This is a genomic window from Variovorax robiniae (assembly GCF_037889955.1).
In the GTDB taxonomy this organism is placed as follows: Bacteria; Pseudomonadota; Gammaproteobacteria; order Burkholderiales; family Burkholderiaceae_C; genus Variovorax; species Variovorax robiniae.
Map to the genome: position 1 here is coordinate 138,720 of NZ_JBBKZS010000011.1, position 17,177 is coordinate 155,896.

General features: G+C 68.0%; 12 protein-coding genes. 4 read left to right on the forward strand and 8 right to left on the reverse strand.

Features of this window, described 5'->3' with window-relative positions; genetic code table 11:
* Window positions 1-5: 5 nt before the first annotated feature.
* Genes WKW79_RS23520 through WKW79_RS23535 form a run of 4 tightly spaced genes read right to left on the reverse strand, consistent with a single transcriptional unit; the run spans window position 6 to window position 3,054 of the window.
* Entirely contained in the window at window positions 6-302 is a 297-nt protein-coding gene (locus WKW79_RS23520; RefSeq protein ID WP_340337627.1) for a Dabb family protein, read from the reverse strand.
* Entirely contained in the window at window positions 296-1,771 is a 1,476-nt protein-coding gene (locus WKW79_RS23525; RefSeq protein ID WP_340337628.1) for an aldehyde dehydrogenase (NADP(+)), read from the reverse strand. Before WKW79_RS23525 ends, WKW79_RS23520 begins: the two co-directional genes overlap by 7 nt.
* 8 nt (window positions 1,772-1,779) lie before the next feature.
* Window positions 1,780-2,229: a nuclear transport factor 2 family protein gene (locus WKW79_RS23530; protein ID WP_340337629.1), complete on the reverse strand. Its 450-nt coding sequence runs from the start codon at window positions 2,227-2,229 to the stop codon at window positions 1,780-1,782.
* A gap of 18 nt (window positions 2,230-2,247) precedes the next feature.
* A complete protein-coding gene (locus WKW79_RS23535; protein WP_340337630.1) occupies window positions 2,248-3,054 on the reverse strand; it encodes an RraA family protein in 807 nt (268 codons plus the stop codon).
* Window positions 3,055-3,213: 159 nt separating this feature from the next.
* Between WKW79_RS23535 and WKW79_RS23540 the strand changes: the two genes are divergently transcribed.
* Together WKW79_RS23540 and WKW79_RS23545 are read left to right on the forward strand one after the other, a co-directional pair.
* Window positions 3,214-4,806, forward strand: a complete 1,593-nt coding sequence (locus WKW79_RS23540; RefSeq protein WP_340337631.1) for an IclR family transcriptional regulator domain-containing protein — start codon at window positions 3,214-3,216, stop codon at window positions 4,804-4,806.
* 217 nt (window positions 4,807-5,023) lie between these two features.
* Window positions 5,024-6,040: a hypothetical protein gene (locus WKW79_RS23545; RefSeq protein WP_340337632.1), complete on the forward strand. Its 1,017-nt coding sequence runs from the start codon at window positions 5,024-5,026 to the stop codon at window positions 6,038-6,040.
* A gap of 32 nt (window positions 6,041-6,072) precedes the next feature.
* Here the strand turns inward: WKW79_RS23545 and iaaH are convergent, their stop codons facing one another.
* Entirely contained in the window at window positions 6,073-7,551 is a 1,479-nt protein-coding gene (gene iaaH, locus WKW79_RS23550; protein WP_340337633.1) for an indoleacetamide hydrolase, read from the reverse strand.
* A gap of 170 nt (window positions 7,552-7,721) precedes the next feature.
* Between iaaH and WKW79_RS23555 the strand changes: the two genes are divergently transcribed.
* Complete coding sequence (locus WKW79_RS23555) at window positions 7,722-8,456, forward strand: aldolase (RefSeq protein ID WP_340337634.1); 735 nt, start codon at window positions 7,722-7,724, stop codon at window positions 8,454-8,456.
* On the opposite strand, the gene WKW79_RS23560 is transcribed toward WKW79_RS23555, so the two are convergent.
* Window positions 8,435-9,325 carry a LysR family transcriptional regulator gene (locus WKW79_RS23560; RefSeq protein WP_340337635.1) on the reverse strand — a complete coding sequence of 297 codons (891 nt, stop codon included), beginning with the start codon at window positions 9,323-9,325 and terminating at the stop codon, window positions 8,435-8,437. The two genes, WKW79_RS23555 and WKW79_RS23560, sit on opposite strands and share 22 nt — an antisense overlap.
* A 361-nt stretch (window positions 9,326-9,686) precedes the next feature.
* Here WKW79_RS23560 and WKW79_RS23565 point away from each other — a divergent pair, with 361 nt between their 5' ends.
* Window positions 9,687-10,088, forward strand: a complete 402-nt coding sequence (locus WKW79_RS23565; protein WP_340337636.1) for a cupin domain-containing protein — start codon at window positions 9,687-9,689, stop codon at window positions 10,086-10,088.
* Window positions 10,089-10,098: 10 nt separating this feature from the next.
* Here WKW79_RS23565 and WKW79_RS23570 read toward each other — a convergent pair whose 3' ends face one another.
* A complete protein-coding gene (locus WKW79_RS23570) occupies window positions 10,099-10,425 on the reverse strand; it encodes a hypothetical protein (protein WP_340337637.1) in 327 nt (108 codons plus the stop codon).
* 170 nt (window positions 10,426-10,595) lie between these two features.
* Window positions 10,596-16,820, reverse strand: coding sequence for a hypothetical protein (locus WKW79_RS23575; RefSeq protein ID WP_340337638.1), 6,225 nt, complete (start codon window positions 16,818-16,820; stop codon window positions 10,596-10,598).
* Between the last annotated feature and the right edge of the window lie 357 nt (window positions 16,821-17,177).

Below are 17,177 nucleotides of genomic sequence, written 5' to 3' on the forward strand. Positions count from 1 at the left end.
GTGCGTCAGGTGGTGTAGTCCACCGCCGCCCACTCGAAATACGGCTTGAGGTCCGCCACCAGCGCCTGGTGCAAGGGATGGAACAGGTACGCGTCCAGCGCCTTGGCATCGGCAACTTCGGCTTCGAGCACGTAGTCCCAGCAGATCGGGCGGCTGAGTTCGTTGGCGGCGAACTTCCAGCCCTGGATCGCCGGGATTTGCGCGCCCAGCAATGCCATGCGCTGCGTCAGCGCCTTCTCCAGGGCCGCATCCTTGGCGACTTCGCCTTTGCGGCGGAACAGGACGATGTGGCGCATCAGCATGGCACGCCCTTTCGTTCGATGAGCCATGAGGGCGCATCCTGCAAGGCCACGGGTCGCAGGAAGCGATCGAGTGCGGCATAGCCGACCGAGGTCGTGAAGGGCTGCGTCGACGCGGGGAAGGGGCCGCCGTGGTGCTGTGCGGCGGTCACGGCCACGCCGGTGGGCACGCCTTTGAACAGCACGCGCCCGGCGACCTGCGTTGCAGCGCGTACCAATCGGCGTGTCTCGTCGGTCTCTGCTTCTGCGCCCCACAGCGTCACAGTCAACGAGCCGCCGATGGCTTTCAGCACCTCGATGATTTCTTTGGTCGACGCCACGCGCACGACCAGTGCTGCACACCCGAAGGCTTCCTCGTGCAAGGCATGGCTGGCGATGAAGTCGGCCGCCGACACCTCGGCCAGGAAAGGTTGCGGCGCGGGCGACGTTGCATCGGCTGTGTCGCCAACCAATGGCTTGAGCTGTGGCGCACTGCGCCATTGCGCAACGCCTCGTTCGAAGGTCGCGCGGATGGCGGCCGACAGCATGGCGTGCGGTTGCATCGGTCGCAGTGCGTCCGCCAGCGCCTTGACGAAGCTGTCGCCAGCGGCATCGTTGGGCACCAAGATCACGCCGGGACTCGTGCAGAACTGGCCTGCGCCGAGGCAGATGGAACCGGCCAGAGCAACGGCTAGTTCTGCGCCATTGCCTTCAAGGGCGGCGGGCAGCACGACGAGCGGATTGACCGACCCGAGTTCTCCGTAGAACGGAATCGGGCGAGGGCGTTCAGCGGCCACTTTCGCAAGCGCGGTGCCACCCTTGAACGAACCTGTGAACGCCACAGCCGCGATGGCCGGCGACTGTACGAGCGTCACGCCGACCTCGATCGAGCCGCCTTGAACGAACTGGAACACACCCGCCGGCAGGTCCTGCGCGCGGACCACCTCTTGCGCAATCGACGCCGTGCGGCGTGACAGTTCTGGATGCGCGGGATGGCCCTTGACCACCACAGGACAGCCAGCCGCAAGCGCCGACGCGGTATCGCCGCCAAGCACAGAGAAGGCGAACGGGAAGTTGCTGGCCGAGAACATGGCGACCGGTCCCACGGGCACGCGAACACGTGTGAGGCGAGGGCGGCCCATGGGCGGCGCGCCATCGACGGCGGGATCGTCGATCACCGCATGCGCCGTGCCGCGCTCCAGCACTTCGGCAAAGCCACGCAACTGAAAACTCGTGCGATCGAGTTCGCCGTTCAGGCGTGGAAGCCCAAGGGCGCTTTCTCGGTCGGCGATAGCGACAAGCGCTTCGCGATCCGCCTCCAGTGCATCGGCCAGCGCACGCAACAGCGCAGCGCGCGCACTTGCAGTACTGGCCGCGAAGACATCGCTCGCATCAGCGGCAGCCTGGACGGCCGCATCGATCTCGAAAGCAGTGGACTCGGCCCAGCGCCCGCCCACAGCGACGCCGGTGCGCGCTTCAACAGATTGCAGCATCGATCGCCCTACTTGCTCTTGAGCGGATAGCCCCGACCGACGTAGTCGAAGGCCACCAACTCGTTGATCTTCACTTCCTTGTCCGCCGGTGCGGCGTAGTAGGCGCGGATCTCCTTGATCTTGCCGGTCTCGGTGTCGAAGTCGTACCACTCGGCGCCGCGCAGGGCCGTGCCGCTCTTGTTCTTCCAGTGGGTCCACTCGATCATCGCCTCGGGCGTGTTGTGGCTCACGATGAGCTTGTCGATGGTCCATTGCGAGCCCAGCGTCTCGACGCACCATTGCCACTTCTTCGCGATGGTGTCGGCCGTGCGCCAGGGGATCTCGGGCAGGCCGGCGGGGAAGTAGTGCACGGCATCCGGGGTGAAGCAGTCGACCAGCGCGTCGTAGTCGGCGGCGTTGCAGGCGTCGAAGTAGCGGCGGATGAGCGCGGCGTGGTCTTCGGGGGTGAACTTGGCCATGTCGTTTGTCTCCGTCGTTCAGCGGCTGCCAGCGGGCTTGGCCGGGGCGATCGGCGGGCGGCCGTCGGCCACCCATTGCTTGTGCTGTGCACGCGTGGCATCGCTCGGCGGGTACAAGCCCCACAGCGCCTCGCCGGCCTGCACGCGCAGGGCCAGGTAGGCCTCGATGTCGTCGCGCTTCTCGCAGAGGTCGGCCATCTCCTCGGCCAGGTGGGCAGGGATCACGGTGATGTTGTCGCCGTCACCATGGATCACGTCGCCCGGATACACCGCCACACCGGCGCAGCCGATCGGCACTTGCAGGTCGGCGACGTGGTGGTAGCTCAATCGCGTGGTGGCGGTCACGCCGGTGCACCAGATCGGGAAGTCCATCTGGCTCAGCTCCGTGCCGTCGCGGAAAGTGCCGTCGGTGATCACGCCGCGGGCGCCGCGCATCATCATGCGAGTGATGAGCATGTTGCCCATCGAGGCGGCGCGGCCGTCCTTGTTGCTGTCGATCACCAGCACGTGGCCGGGCTCGATCTGCTCGACGCCGACCCACTGGAGGTTGTCGGCGCTGGGCGAAGTGGTGAGGTTGCCGTAGACATCGACATCCTCGCGCGCCGGGATGAAGCGCATGGTATAGGCGCGGCCGGCGAAGGGCTTGATCTTCTTGTTGAGCGGCGTGAGGCCATGCAGCACGGGCTGGCGGAAGCCCTTGATGTAGAGCTGGGTGGTCAGCGATCCGCTGGTGGCCTTGGCCAGGCGGTCGAGCACGGCATCGGACACGTAGGGCGCTGGCGCGCGCTGGGGGATCGCGGAGAGGGGAGGCGGCGTGGTGGTCATGGTGTTTGTCTCAAATGGTGGGAACACAATGGGTCGGAAGACAGATTGCAGCGAGTGATCCGATCGTAGGGAGACTGGCGCGCAAAGAAAATCGATTGCCATCGGGCGGCGACATGCAACCTGCCCCCGCGTACCACCATTTGAGACAAACCGAACGACATGGCCACTTCTTCCGGTGAGGGCACGGGTGCCCTTGAAAAAGCGCTCGACGTGCTGGACGCCATCGGCGCCGCGCCGCAGGGACTCGGACAGACCGAGTTGGCGGAGCAGTTGTCCTTGCCGCGCACCACGGTCTATCGCCTGCTCGCGACCTTGACGGCACGCGGCCTGGTGCGGCGCGATCCGCTGCGCAAGGTCTACTGCCTGGGCTTCCGTTGCTTCGAGATGGCGCGGCAGGCCTATGCGATGCCCGACCTGGTCGCGGCCGCCGCCTTCGAACTGCGGGCCCTGCGCGACCTGACCGGCGAGACCTGCTACCTCGCCACGCTGGATGGCCGCGAGGTGATCTCGCTCGAACGCTGCGACGGTGCGCACAGCCAGCGCTCGGCTGCTGCGCTCGGCGAGCGCAAGCCCGTGCACTGCACCAGTCAGGGCAAGGCGATCCTATCGGCCATGTCCGACGAGGCCCGCGATGCGATCGTGCGCGATGCCGTGCTCAAGCCGCTGACGCCGCTGACGATCACGGACCGCCGCAGGCTTCAGGCCGAACTGCGCATCACGCGCTCGCGCGGCTATGCCATCGACGACGAGGAGATCGTGCTGGGTGTGCGCTGCGTCGGCGCGCCGGTGATCGACGCGGCGGGGCAGGTGAGGGGGGCGATCAGCGTGGCGGGCCCGGCGTATCGGCTGACCCGCGCGCGGCTGGAACTGCTGGGCCCTGAAGTGGCCGAGGCCGCACGCCGCGTCGGCGCCCAGTTGTCTCCCGTGGGCAGTGATGTGGCCGTGAGTACCGAAGCGGCCGTCACGGCCCTTCCGGGGCAATGGGCCTTCCATGGGGCGTATCCGCTCTGGTCGGCGGACGGCGCGCGACTCTGGTGGGCCGACGCGCTCGCGCCCTCGGTGCGCCTGTACGAGAACGGCCAGGACCGCGAGGTCGCCACGCTGGAGTCGCCGCTGGTGGGACTGCTGCGCGATGGCGACGACGTCATTGCTGTGCACGAGCGCGCGGCGGTGCGCATCAATGCCGAAGGTACGGCCACGCCCGTCGAGAAGTGGCTTTCCGCCCAGGCGCTCGCAGTCTGCAGCGGCGCGGACGACGAGGTGTGGGCCGCGATCACGCTGCCGGAGTCGGGCGCCGCGATCGGCCTCGTGCGCGGCGACGGCACGCTCGATGTTCGATGGCGCATGGGCGAGCCCGTGCAATGCCTGGGCTGGCACGCGGCCGAGCGGCAGCTCTATGCGACCGCACCCGGCTCCGGCGCCATCCTGTTGCTGCAACCCGGGCAGGCATCGGTGCGGCGCCTGGCCACGGTGCCCAAGGGATCGGGCCGGCTCAGCGGCCTCGCCTTCGATGCGCAGGGCGGCATCTGGACGGCGCTGTGCGATGGATGGTCCGTGGTGCGCTTCACCCAGGACGGGCAGCTCGATCGCGTCGTCGGCCTGCCGGTGCCCTGCGCCACCGACCTGGCGATCACGCCCGGGGGCGAGGCGGGCGGCGAGCGCATGGCGATCACCACGTCGCGGCACAGCGTGCCGATCGATTCGCTGGCGAGTGCGCCGCTGTCGGGGCGCTTGCTGAGCGTGGGTCTTTGAGGCCAGTACCACCTCCAAGCGCGACGGCTCCGGCACCTTGTCCAGCCCTCGGAAAGGTGTCGTGAGCCCGCGCTGCCCCAAGGTGCAAGGCCCTTCGCAACACGCTGCACCGATGCAATACTGAGAGCGCTCGCTTCGCCATCACACGCCCGTTGCCAAATGCGGTGTCCGGTGTGATTGTCCGGCGCACTGCGCCCTCACCCGGAGGCACAAGCCCATGTCAAGACTCTCGCAGGTCAGAGCACTGCTCAGGCAGCACATCGTGGTGAATGAACCCTTCAGCGCGCCGCGCGCGAAGCAGATCGCGCAATTGGCGTCGGACTGGTTCATCGAATACAAGGAATGGGAGAAGGCCGACCGCTTCCTTGCCGCGGTTCGCGACAAGCGTATGTGCATCTCCCAGCGCGGCACCGATACCGTCATCGGTGCCGGCAATCGAAGCAATCCGGCGCACCTTGGGGTCAAGGACCAGGACAAGCAGGGCGGCACCACGCAGAAGATCCTCTACAAGACGCTGAGCTATCGAACCGGCGTGGACAGCCTGAAGGAGCGCCTGGACCCTGCCAACTTCGGCTCCAGCCCGCAGGGCGAGGAGATCACGCGCCTGAAGTACAAGCTGGGGCTGCATGACCTGAGTGCGTCGTTGATGAACCCGGACAAGCCGACCATCAAGGAGCAGGCACGCTGGGAGCTGGACCCGATCGGGAGCAAGTCCAAGTGGCCCCTGGTCTTCATGCCGCTTCCGAAGCAGAAGGACCTGGTCGTGTTCAACCTGCTCAACCTGCTGCACAAGGAATGGCGAACCGCGGGCCACCTCGATCTCGCCGAAACCGTGGCCCGGATCCGCCGTCGCATGACACGGGTGAAGTTCGCACAGGATTCGGACATGGGCGCGGGACTCATCAATGCGAATCCCGCGGGCAGCGGCGATCCCAACCTCGCCAAGTTTCGCTACGGCATGGCCGATGTGCAGGGCAAGGAGGGAACCACCCTGACCGTCTACATCAAGGGGATCTCGCTCGTTCGGCAAGCCAAGGCGCTGGAGTACCAGTCGATCCTGGCCACGCAGACGAGCTCCTCGAACGAGATCGTCGTCGCCTTCCGGCAGCACGACAGCCCGCGCTTCCCGATGATCGGATTGTGGAATGGCAACGGCGTCGATCTGGAAGGCGGGCCGACCGGCATCCAGGGCAATTTCATCCCCAACAACTGGGCGAGCACGGTCGAGCTTTGAGGCGTCGCTGCGACGAGCTTGCCGCTGCGCGCTCAGGTGGCCGGCGCCGGCGGCAGCCCCAGCACTTTCTCGATCGACAGCCCGATGCCGAGCAGGCGCCGGTCGCTGCCCAGTGGCCCGTCGATCTCGAGCCCGACCGGCAGTCCGCTGGCCGACATGCCCGCCGGTTGCGCAAGGCCCGGCAGGCCCGCGTTGCTGCCCGGATCGACATTGCGGATGAGCACCATGAACTGGGCCGCGGGCCCGCCCGGCTGTTCAACGCCGTTGATCGACACCGCTCCGGTGAACTCGGGATCGATCGGAGGCGGCAGGATCGGTACGGTCGGGAACAGCATGCCTTCGACGGCGTGCTGCTCGAAGTAGCGTGCATAGAGCTCGATCAGCTGCGGCCTCCAGACCTTCATGGCGTCCTCGTACGCGGCAGCGGGCATGTCGCGTGCGAGGCCGAAGACGCCCTGGACATCGGGGCTCTTCACCTGCGCGATCACATCCTCGATGCCCAGCGGGATGCCGCCTTCGTCCAGGTAGGCCGTCAGGTCGCGGTGATAGAACTCGTAGAGGGCCACCGGCATCGAGACCCGTTCGTTGAGCGCGGCCCAGCCTTCCAGGTCGGCCTCGATGAAGATCACGCCCGCATCGCGCAACTTCTGCACAGCCGCGTTCATCACGGCCTCCACCTCGGCGTCGAGGTTCTCCCAGAAGCCGCCGCGCGGCAGGCCGAGGCGAAGGCCCTGCAGCGGCACAGGCTCGGCCACCTCGGTGCCGGTGGCGACGGCATCGAGCAGCGCCACGTCGGCCACCGTGCGCGCCATCGGGCCGACGGTGTCGCGCGTGCGCGAGATGGGCACGACCCCTGCGCCGGGATAGCGTCGCTCCTGGCCGCCATTGCCCACCGAAGGACGCAGTCCCACGATGCCGCAGAAGGAGGCCGGGTTGCGCACCGACGCGCCGGTGTCCGTGCCAAGGCCGGCCGGCGCGATGCGCGCGGCGATCCCGGCGGCCGTGCCGCCCGAGGAGCCGCCGGGGATGCGTGTGGTGTCGTAGGGGTTCCGGATGAAGCCGAAGGCCGCGTTGCTGCTGGTGCTGCCGAAGGCGAGTTCATGCAGGCTGGCCTTGGCCAGGACGATGGCGCCGGCTTGCAGCAGCGGATCGAGCGCCGGTGCGTTGCGCTTGGGCACGACACCGCGCAGGGCCGGCGTGGCCCCGGTCGTTTCGATGCCCTGCGTGTCGATGTTGTCCTTGATGAGGATCGGCAGTCCGGCGAGCGGGCCGAGCTTGTCGCCGCGCGCGCGGGCCTGGTCGACCGCACGGGCGGCCTCCAGCGCCCCGTCCGTGTTGAGCGTGATCCAGCTGTTGAGATGCCGCAGTTCGTTGGCGCGTGCCAGCAGGGCTCGCACATAGTCCTCCGACTTCAATGTGCCGCGCGCGAAGGCATCGAGCACCTCGCAGGCGCTGAGCGCCAGCATCTCGTGGACGGGCAGGGGGGCGGCGGCGAGTGCGGTGCGGGTCATGGTGGATCGCTTTCGTTGAAGGAGCTGTATGCCCGTGGATGATCGGGTTCTCCGCAGCGCGAGGGTGCGAGCCTGCGGCAAGACAGAGTTGACACGATTTCATGGGTTCGGCGCCAGCTTGCCGTCAACATCAGGGATGATTTCAGTTCTCCAAACACTCCCGGTTGCGCATGGAAAAGACGCTCACTCTTGATTCGATCAGTGGCAACGATGGCCTTGATCACACGTCCGTCCGCACGCTGGTCGAGGCGGCGCATGTGCTGGCGCACCAGGGCCACGCGGCCAGTCTGGCCGGCCAGGTCACGGTGCGGGACGGCGACTCCTGCCGCCTGCGCACCTTTGCACTGGGCCGGGGTTTCGAGGAGATGACGACGGATGACATCCTGCTGGTCGACGAGTCCTGGAAGGTCATCGAAGGGCACGACAAGCCCAATCCCGGCATCCGCTTTCATGGATGGATCTACCGGAACCATCCCGAGGTGCGCGCCATCGTCCACACCCATCCGCCTGCGATGTCGGCACTGTCGATGCTCGGCATCGAGATGCCCGTGGCGCACATGGATGCCGCCATGTTCCATGAAGACTGCGGCTTCCTCGCGCACTGGCCCGGCGTGCCCACCGGCGACGACGAGGGGCGCTTGATTTCCCAGGCGCTGGGAGACAGGCGCTCGGCGATGCTGGTGAATCACGGCATCGTGTGCACCGGCGCCACCTTGCAGGAGGCCGTCTATCTCAACGTGTTCGCGGAGCGCAATGCGCGCATGGTGCTCGATGCGATGGCGGCCGGCGGCATCCAGCCGGTCGATCCGCATGCCGCGCGCGAGGCGCATGACTTCCTGCTGCAACCCGCCATCGTCAACGCCACCTTTGCCTACTGGGTGCGTCAGGCGAGCCGCGCCGCATAGGCCTCGATGGCCTGCAACGCGGCTTCGATCGCCTTGCCGGGGCGGGCGTCCGGCCGATGGATCAGGGCCACCTGCCGTCCCAGCTTCGCGCCGCTGATGGACAGTCGGCGCAGGCCGCGCGGCGCGATCATGAAGTCGGGCAGGGCGCTGGGCAGCAAGGCCATGCCGATGCCGATGGCGGCCAGGTCCAGCAGCACGCTGACCGAGTTGGCTTCGGCGGCCACGTTCAAGGGACCAGGCAGTTCGCGCTCCAGGACGCGGCGCATCGCATAGGGGCGCGGCGGCGCCACAAACGGGTGGGTTGCCAGCTCGGCCGCGCTCAGTGAATGCACCGACGCCGGCAGGGCGGAAGCGGCACAGTAGGCGCTGAGCTCCTCGACGTAGAGGCGGCGCATCCGCACGGCATCGGTGTCCACGGCCATGTCGTACACCAGCCCCAGGTCGGATTGGCCGCGCGTCACATGCTCCACGACGTCCGGTGCGCTGGCGTTGTCGACGCGGGCAGTCAGCAGCGGGTTGGACTCACGCAGAGACGCCAACACCTTCGGTACGAGATAGGCGGCCAAGGTGTTGACGGTGGCGATCGACACGCTGCGCGGCGCATGGGCGGAGGCGCGTGCATCGTCGAGCGCCGCGTCGAGTTGGCCGAAGCCGCTTCCCGCACGCTCGGCGAGCCGATGGCCGAGCGGGGTGACCATCATCCCGCGGCCATCGCGCGTGAACAGCGCGCTGCCCAGCCAGGCTTCCAGCGCACTGATCTGCTTGCTCACGGCGGGCGGCGTCAGGTCGAGCATGTCGGCCGCCTTGCGCAGCGACCCGCTCTGGGCCACGACCAGGAAAGTGCGCAGGAGGCGATCTTTGTCTTGCATGTCGGATGTGGAGTGAGGGGCGATTCGAGGCCGCCACGAGGGCGCAAGTTTGCCTGCGCTGCCTGTTGCGCGCACTGGGCGTTCAACATGACACGGCGCGTCAAGAAGCGGGACACAGGCCGTGCGCATTCTTTTCCTGCTGCCCGGCCATGAGGTCAATGAGGTGCTTCGCCTGGTTTGCGCCAGCGAAGAGGCGAGGCGCGTGCACGAGGCGCTGCGGGAACGGCTCACGGCCAATTCCTGGTGGCAGGCACGATCACGGAAGTGCTTGCTGGTCGCGCATTGCGAGCAGGTCGAGTCTTGCTCTCGGTGCGCTTTGCGTGTCTGATGCGTTCGTCATTCACTCCTTCGCGAGGCCCGCATGGAAGCCAGGCTGCAAGCGTCTCCGCAGCAGTTCGTCGTCAGCCATCTGAAGGAGGAAGACTTCAAGACCGATGGCCTGCGCGACTATTCGTCCTATCGGGATCTCGCCGTGGCCGCGGCGACGAATGGACTGGCGCAGGTCCATGTGATCCGCATGATCGCGCCCTTCCGTCCGGAACTCAGCGTGCGACACCACCACAACGTGCAGTTCCAGATGGTCTATTGCCTGAAGGGCTGGTTCGAGACGGAGTTCGACGGCGCCGGGCGCCACCGCCTCGTCGCGGGCTCCAGCTGGGTGCAGCCGCCCGGCATACGGCACACCGTGGTGGGCTGGTCGGACGACTGCGAGCTGCTCGAGATCCTGATGCCGGCGGAGCCCGAGACGGTCAACGACGAGTGATCGTCACGGTCTACTGCCGTGCGAACTGGAACTCGCAAACCCGGCCGGTCAGGCGCTGCCCCACGCCGCTCGTCGGCTCGAAGCTCGCCTTGACGCGGTAGGAATATTCCTTGCCGCGCTGGGCGTCGTTGATCGCGTATTTCGGGTTGTTGACGATGCCGTCCAGTCGCAAGGTCGCGCTGCCGTCCTCATTGATCTTGCCGTGAAGATGGTGCCAGCCGGGTTCGCCTTCCGCGCCATGGGTTCCATCGAGACGGCTCTTGCGGATCTCTGCAGGAAAGCGATGCGTGTAGCCCTTGGCATCGTCATCGTCCGCATTGTGGGCGGGGCATCGCATCGTGACGTTCCAAGCGCCGTCGAACCTGGCTTCCTGGGCGGATACCGGCAGGGTCGCGCAGAGGGTAAGCGCCGCTGCAAGAAGAGGGTGTGCTTTCATGGCTTCGACGATACGCCTGAAGTGAGGTTGACGCGGCGGCCTCGCGTGCTTCGCAAGACCGCCGCCTTCCGTCAGAACAGGTAGTTCACCCGGATGATCCCCTCGTTGGACCGATAGCCCGAGCCGAACTGGCCCGAGTACTCGACCTTCACCTCCAGGTTTTTCTTCACCAGCAGGTTCACGCCCAGCCGCACGTTGCCGAGCGTGGACGGCACGCTCGCCGCCGTCTCGAAAGGCGCCACGCCCGGTGCCGCACCCTGGAACTGCGAGGTCGCACCCCATTCGTTCTTGTTCTGCACCGTCGCGCCCACTGCGACATAGGGCCGCAAGGTCATGCCGTTGTCCATGTCGACCCGTCCCCCGACTTCGAGCATGGGCGAGGCGGACAGCATGGTGTCGCTGTTGCCGTTCACGTTCAGGCCCAGCGGCCCGGCGCCCGTTTCGCTGTAGCTGCCGGTGTGCATGTGCACCGCATGCAGGTCCAGGTAGGGCTTCAGGTACCAGTTGTCCTGCGGGATCAGGTAGGCGATGCGCGAGTGCAGGCCGAACTCCGTCAGATTGAAGCTGCCTTTGGCTTGCGCCGCATAGCCGGGGAAGGCGATGTTGCGCAGCGTGTCGTAGCGGCCGTAGCCTGCATCGGCCGCGCCCGAGAAGGTCCAGTTGCCGACTTCGTGCTTGATGACGGCACCGATGGAACCGCCGTTCCCGCTCACGCTTCCTGCGCCGGTGGAACTGCTGAGGTTCTCGCTGTCGAAGGCGGCGCTGCCACCGAGGAACCAGCCATCGGCAATCTGCTTCTGGCCGCCCACCTGCACCGAATGCGTGCTGGCGCTGTAGTTGGTCCGGTCCGCGCCGCTGTCGGTGGTGCGGTTGTCGATCACGCGGCCCCAGGCGCATTCGCGTTCCTTCATGTCCGTGCCTTGCGGCTGGTCGAAGGTCGGGCAGGAGTTCATGCGCTCGACGAAGGCGTGGCTGGCGGCCAGGCGCGATGTGCCCACGGCCTGCTGGGCTTCGTTGCCGAGGCTGGTGAGGGCGGCCTTGTAGGTCGTCGGATCCTGCACGCCGTTGGCCAGTTGCGCCAAGGGCGTGCCGAGGCTGTCGGCACCGGCATTGAAGTTGGCTTGCAGGTGCGCAGCGACCGACTCGGCGTTCTTGCCCAGACCCGTTGCGGCTGCATCGAAGCGGGCCTGCGGTGTGACGAAGACGGATTGCTGCGCGCTGCCATCGGATGCCGTCGTGCCGGCGGTTGAGAGCTGGTAGTGCACCAGCATCGGGTCGGCCGACTTCAGTTGCGATGCGTCGAGCTGACCCTTCACGTCCACCACCTGCGCGGTGCTGGACGACAGGCGCGAAGGCCGCATCTGGATGGCGCCGGCCAACGTGGCATTGCCATCCACGGTCAAGCGATCGGACGTACCTGCCACATGATCGCTGTCGATCACGATGCGGCCGGACGCGCCCTGCGCGAGATTGCCGCTCACCTCGGTGCCCGCGCCCGCCGCGCCCTTGCCGCCGATGTCCAGCACCCCGTTGTTCTGCGTGAACGCCGCGCCCACTTTGCTGCCGGTGTTCCAGATGCCGTCGTTCAGCGTGCTGCCGTTGCCACCGTTCAGGGTCACGTCGACGGAGCCGTTCATCACACCGCCCACCAGGTTGTGCACATAGGTCTGGCCACCGCTGCCGGTGAGGGCGGTGCCGCCGACACCGTTGACCGACGTGATGGTCCCGCTGTTGGTGACCTGGTTCATGGCCGTTGTCGTCGTGGAACTCGATCCATCGACCACCTGCACACCGGCGCCGCTTCCGTCGCCCTGCGAGAAGTCGGTACCGCCGGAGACCGAGCCGCCGGCATTCACCGTCACATTGACCTGCGAGCCGCTCGTGCCCGCCCCGCCATGGCCGGAGCTTTCCGCATAGATCCCCGGCGATGCCACGCCCTTCGCGCTGACCGAACCGGACACGTTGACGCTCACCACGCCGCCATTGCCCGTGCCGCCGGCCGAGCCCACGTACGCGCCTTGCTGCGTCGTGATGCGGCCGCCGCCACCGCCGATGCTCTGCGCCCAGATCACGGGCGTGTTGCTGGCGGCATTCGTCACCAGGCTCGCACCGGTGCCGACGTTCACGTTCACCGCGCCGCCATTGCCGTCGCCCGGATGGTTCCAAGACGGGTCGAAGGCCTGCTGTGACGCCGTCCAACCGGTGTCGCCCGCCAGTCCACCGCCACCGCCGATGCTTTGCGCCAGCACCGCCATCGCGCCTTGTCCGCTGGTGGTGATGCTGCCGCCCACGTTGACCGTGGTCGTGCCGCCGTCGCCGATCATCTTGCCGGTGCCGAAGAAGTTGCTGCCCGCCGCGATGTTGCCGCCCAAGGTCGCGCCACCGCCACCGCCGATGCTCTGCGCCAGCACGCCATAGCCGTTGCGCCCCGAGGTGGTCACGCTGCCGTTCTGGTTGACCATGACGTTGCCCGCCCAGCCATCGCTCGCCGTGCTGTTTTTGGAGCCGCCGAAGGTCAGCGTGATGTTGTGCGCCGGGTTGGTGTCCTTGATGCCCACCGGGTCCGCGTTGGCGCCGCCGCCGTTGTTGTCCTGCGCGTCGGTGGAGAAGCTCTTCACGATGCCGCCGCCGCCGCCGATGCTCTGCGCAATGATCGCGCTGGCGTTGTGGCTCTGCGTGATGATGGTCGCACCCGCATCGTTGTTCACTGTCACCAGGCCCGAGGACACCGTTTTGTCATTCAGGCCGCTGCTGGCACCGTCGGCGCCGATGTTGATGCTGACGTCCTTGAGCGGGCCGTTGCGCGCGCCGCCGACGCCCCCCACGCCACCGCCGCCGCTGATGCTCTGCGCCACGATGCCGTTGGCCAGCGCGCCCGTGGTGATGATGCTGGCGCCGCCGCCATTGGTCACCGTGACATCACCCGCCGCCCCGGCCACACCATCGCTGCCGCCGACATTGACGTTCGCATTGGCATCGCCCTTGGAGGTCGACGGCGTCGCGGCGCCGCCCTTGCCGCCGCCACCGCCAATGCTCTGCGCCAGCACGCCATCGGACATGGCGCCCACGGTGCCGATGCTGCCGTTGTTCTTCACGGTCACGATGCCGCCCGTGCCACCGGTGCCGCCCTTGCCGCCGACGCCCACGTTCACCTTGATGCTGGTCGAACTGCTGCCGTCGCCCGCGTCGCCTTCGCTTTCGCCGAGGTCGTTGAGCGAGTCGGCATCCTGCTCGGGGTCGTCGCTCGTGCTCGCCATGGCGCGCAGGCCGGTGCTGGATGAACCAGGAGGAGGGGGCGGGGTGAGCAACGCATTGGCCTGGTTCACCAGGGCCTGCGTGGACATGAACTGGCCCACGCCGCCGCCCTGGAAGGCCTGCTTGATGTTGTTCAGCGCTGTATCGGTGTTGCTGCTCCCGTTGCCGCCGTCGTTGGTCGACTTCTTGCCGCCGATCGTGGTCGCGCTCTTGCCGCCCATGCCGCCGCCGCCGCCGATGCTTTGCGCGACGATGCCCGGTGCGTCCGCGCCGAAGGTCACGATGGATGCGTTGGCCGAATTCGTGACGCTGACCATCGTGGACGGCGGGGCCGGCGCGGGTGCCGGTGGCGGCGGCAGGCTGATGGTGGAGCCGCCGTTGCCACCGGCGCCGCCGATGGTGACCTTGGCCGCGAATGCCTTGTCGTCGCTGTCCCCCTGGGCCGTGCCCGCGCCACCGCCGCCACGTCCGCCACCGCCGCCGATGGCCTGCGCGACGATGCCGGAGGCGCCGTCACCCAGCGTGAGGATCGCGCCCGCGTTGGTCGACTCCACGCCCTGCTGCGCGTTGCCGCCGCCGCCCGCAGTGCCGCCAATCGCGAGGGTGGCGCTGAAGCCTGTGCCGGCGCCCGTGGCGTTGGCCTTGGCATCGCCGCCACCGCCATTGCCGCCTCCGCCACCGATGCTCTGCGCCAGGATGGCGTCGGCCGATTCGCCGGTAGTGACGATCATCCCGGCGTTGTCGGCGCTGACCGTGCTGCCGTTGCCCGCGCCGCCACCCTTGCCGCCGAGCGCCACGCTGACCGCGATGTTGACGTCGCCGCCGTTCGCGGTGGAGCTCGCCTTGGCATCGCCGCCCGCGCCGCCGCCGCCGCCGATGCTCTGCGCCACCATGCCGATGGAGCCCGCGCCGGTGGTGGTGATGAGCCCGCCGTTGTTGATGGCCACCGTGTTGCCGTCGCCACCAGCGCCACCCTGTCCGCCGATGGAGGCCGTCAGCGACAGCCCGGGCAGGTTGTCCGGTGCGTAGACCTTGGCCTCGCCCACCGAAGCCGCGCCGATGCCACCGCCCCCGCCGATGCTCTGCGCAATGATGCCGAAGCTGTCGGAGCCGCTGGTCTGGATCGTGCCGGTGTTGGTGCTGCGCTGGCCGTCGTTGTAGCCCAGCCATTGCGCGGCGCCGCCCGCGCCGCCGCTGCCGCCGACGGACTCCTGCGCGCCGAACACGCTGCTGGTGTCGTCGCCGAAGGCCGCGCCGCCCTTGCCGCCGCCGCCGCCGATGGACTGCATCTCGATGCCCGAGGAATGCTGGCCGGTGGTCGTGATGTTGCCGCTGTTGAAGGCCGTCACGTAGTTGCCGTCCCCGCCGCCCGCGCCGCTGCCGCCGACCACCAGGTTGATGCCCAGCCCGCTGCTTTTGGTCACATTGCCGCCGTTGCCGCCGCCGCCGCCGATGCTCTGGCCCGTCATGCCCGCCGAGGCGTTGCCCGAGGTGGTGATGCTCCCCATGTTGTTCAGGATCACCGACCCGCCGTTGCCGCCGACCGCGCCGTTGCCGCCAATGGACAGCCAGCCGTTGGAGTCGCCGCCGTTGCCGCCGCCACCGCCGATGCTCTGTGCCAGCACGCCGGCCGAGTCCTTGGTTGCCGTGGTGATCTGGCCCGCTGCCTGGTTGGTGACGATGACCTGCATGCCGGAACCACCCGTGCCGCCTTCGCCACCGACCGAGCCGATCCAGCCATCGCCGCGGCCGCCGAACGCGCCCGCGCCACCGAAGGACTGGGCCAGGATGCCCGGCGAATGCGGCGCCGTGGCCGTCGAGAGCGCACCTGCGTTCGTCACGCCCACGGTGCCGGCATCTGCGCCGCTGCCCGAGTTGCCCGACGGGTCGCCACCCGCGCCCCCGATGCCGCCAAGCGACTGCGCCCAGATGGCCGGGGTGTTCGACACGCCGGACAACGTCGCCACGCTACCGCCTTGCACGGTCACCAGGACGTTGCCGCCGAGGCCGCCATTGGCGCCGTTGCCGCCCTGCGCGCCAACGCCGTCGGTGGGGCCAGTGCGACTGTTGCTGGGGCCTTTGCCGGTGCCGCTGCCGCCCGTGCCGCCGTTGCCGCCTGCGCTCATGGCCCAGATGCCTGCGCCCTGGACGCTGCTGGCTGCGCCGCCCTGGCCGAGATCGGAAAAGCCGACCACGGACGTGTTGCTGGTGATGGTGACATTGCCACCGTTGCCGCCGGGCGCTGCGTCCACGCCCTGGTCAGCGTAGCCGGGGATGTGGTCGTTGCCACTGCCGCCGTTGCCGCCGACCGACTCGCCGAACATGCCCGTGGCCACACTGGCGACCGCAGACTTCGCGGCGCCCTGCGTGAAGAAGGTGTCGACCTGATTCGGGTTGGCCAGGTTGGTGATCGTCACGTTGCCGGCTATCGCGCCGACCTGCGACATGCCGTTCCCGCCTTGGGGCGTACCGATGCCGCCGCCACCGCCGGAGCCGCCGCCGGAGTAGACCCAGATGGCGGGCGGCTGAAAGCCCGGGTTGTTGCCGATCGAACCGCCGAGGGCCTGCACGTTGGCGCCTTGGGTGAGGGTCAGGTTCGCGTCGCCGGTCGCGCCGGCGGTGCCGCCAGCGCCGCCGACCAGCCACAGCGGGGGATCCTTGTCGTTGTCGCTCGCGTTGCTGCCGGCGCTGCCGTTGCCGCCGATCGATTCGATCTGGATGCCGGCCATCAGGCCATCGGATGCATAGGTGGCGGAAATCGCGCCCAGGGTGGTCGTGACCGTCGTGGACGGGTTGCCTGGATTGCCCGGGTTGCCGTTCTGGGTGCGGCCTGGCTTGGATGGAGGCTGGCCGGGAGTCCCCACCGAACCGACATAGCAGTAGTTCTCGCCGCCGTCGTTGCAGGTGCTTTGTGCACGGACCGGGGCGGCAACGGCCATGAGAAGGCTGCCGGCCGTCAGGCCGAGGGACAGTTGCACGAGTTGCGAGATGCGGGTGCGAGCGAGACGGGGGCGGTTCGCGCGGATGGGGGTGGAAAGCATGGGTTGATTCGGTGTTGGGTTGGACGAGAAGGAGCAGCGGAGAAGCGAACGACGCTTCCTGGGACCCGACGGCGTGGATCTCGCCCCGCCCGCCGCAGCGCTCCTGGGCTGCGGTGCGGGAATAATATGAGTCATGCTCAGGTTTGACGACTCGCGTTGCCGCAGGCCTGCGCCAGGGCGGAAAAGCGTGATGGATCAAGGACTTGCGCGGCGATGGGCGCGCGCTGCACGGCCTGCTTCAGGCGCGTCGCTCAGGTTTGATGGAGCGCAAGCCTCGGCAATGCGATCCGGGCCCTGGAGGGGCATGGGGGGAAGGGGATAGAGAATGCGCCTGCGTCGTGTTGCCGGCAAAAGGCC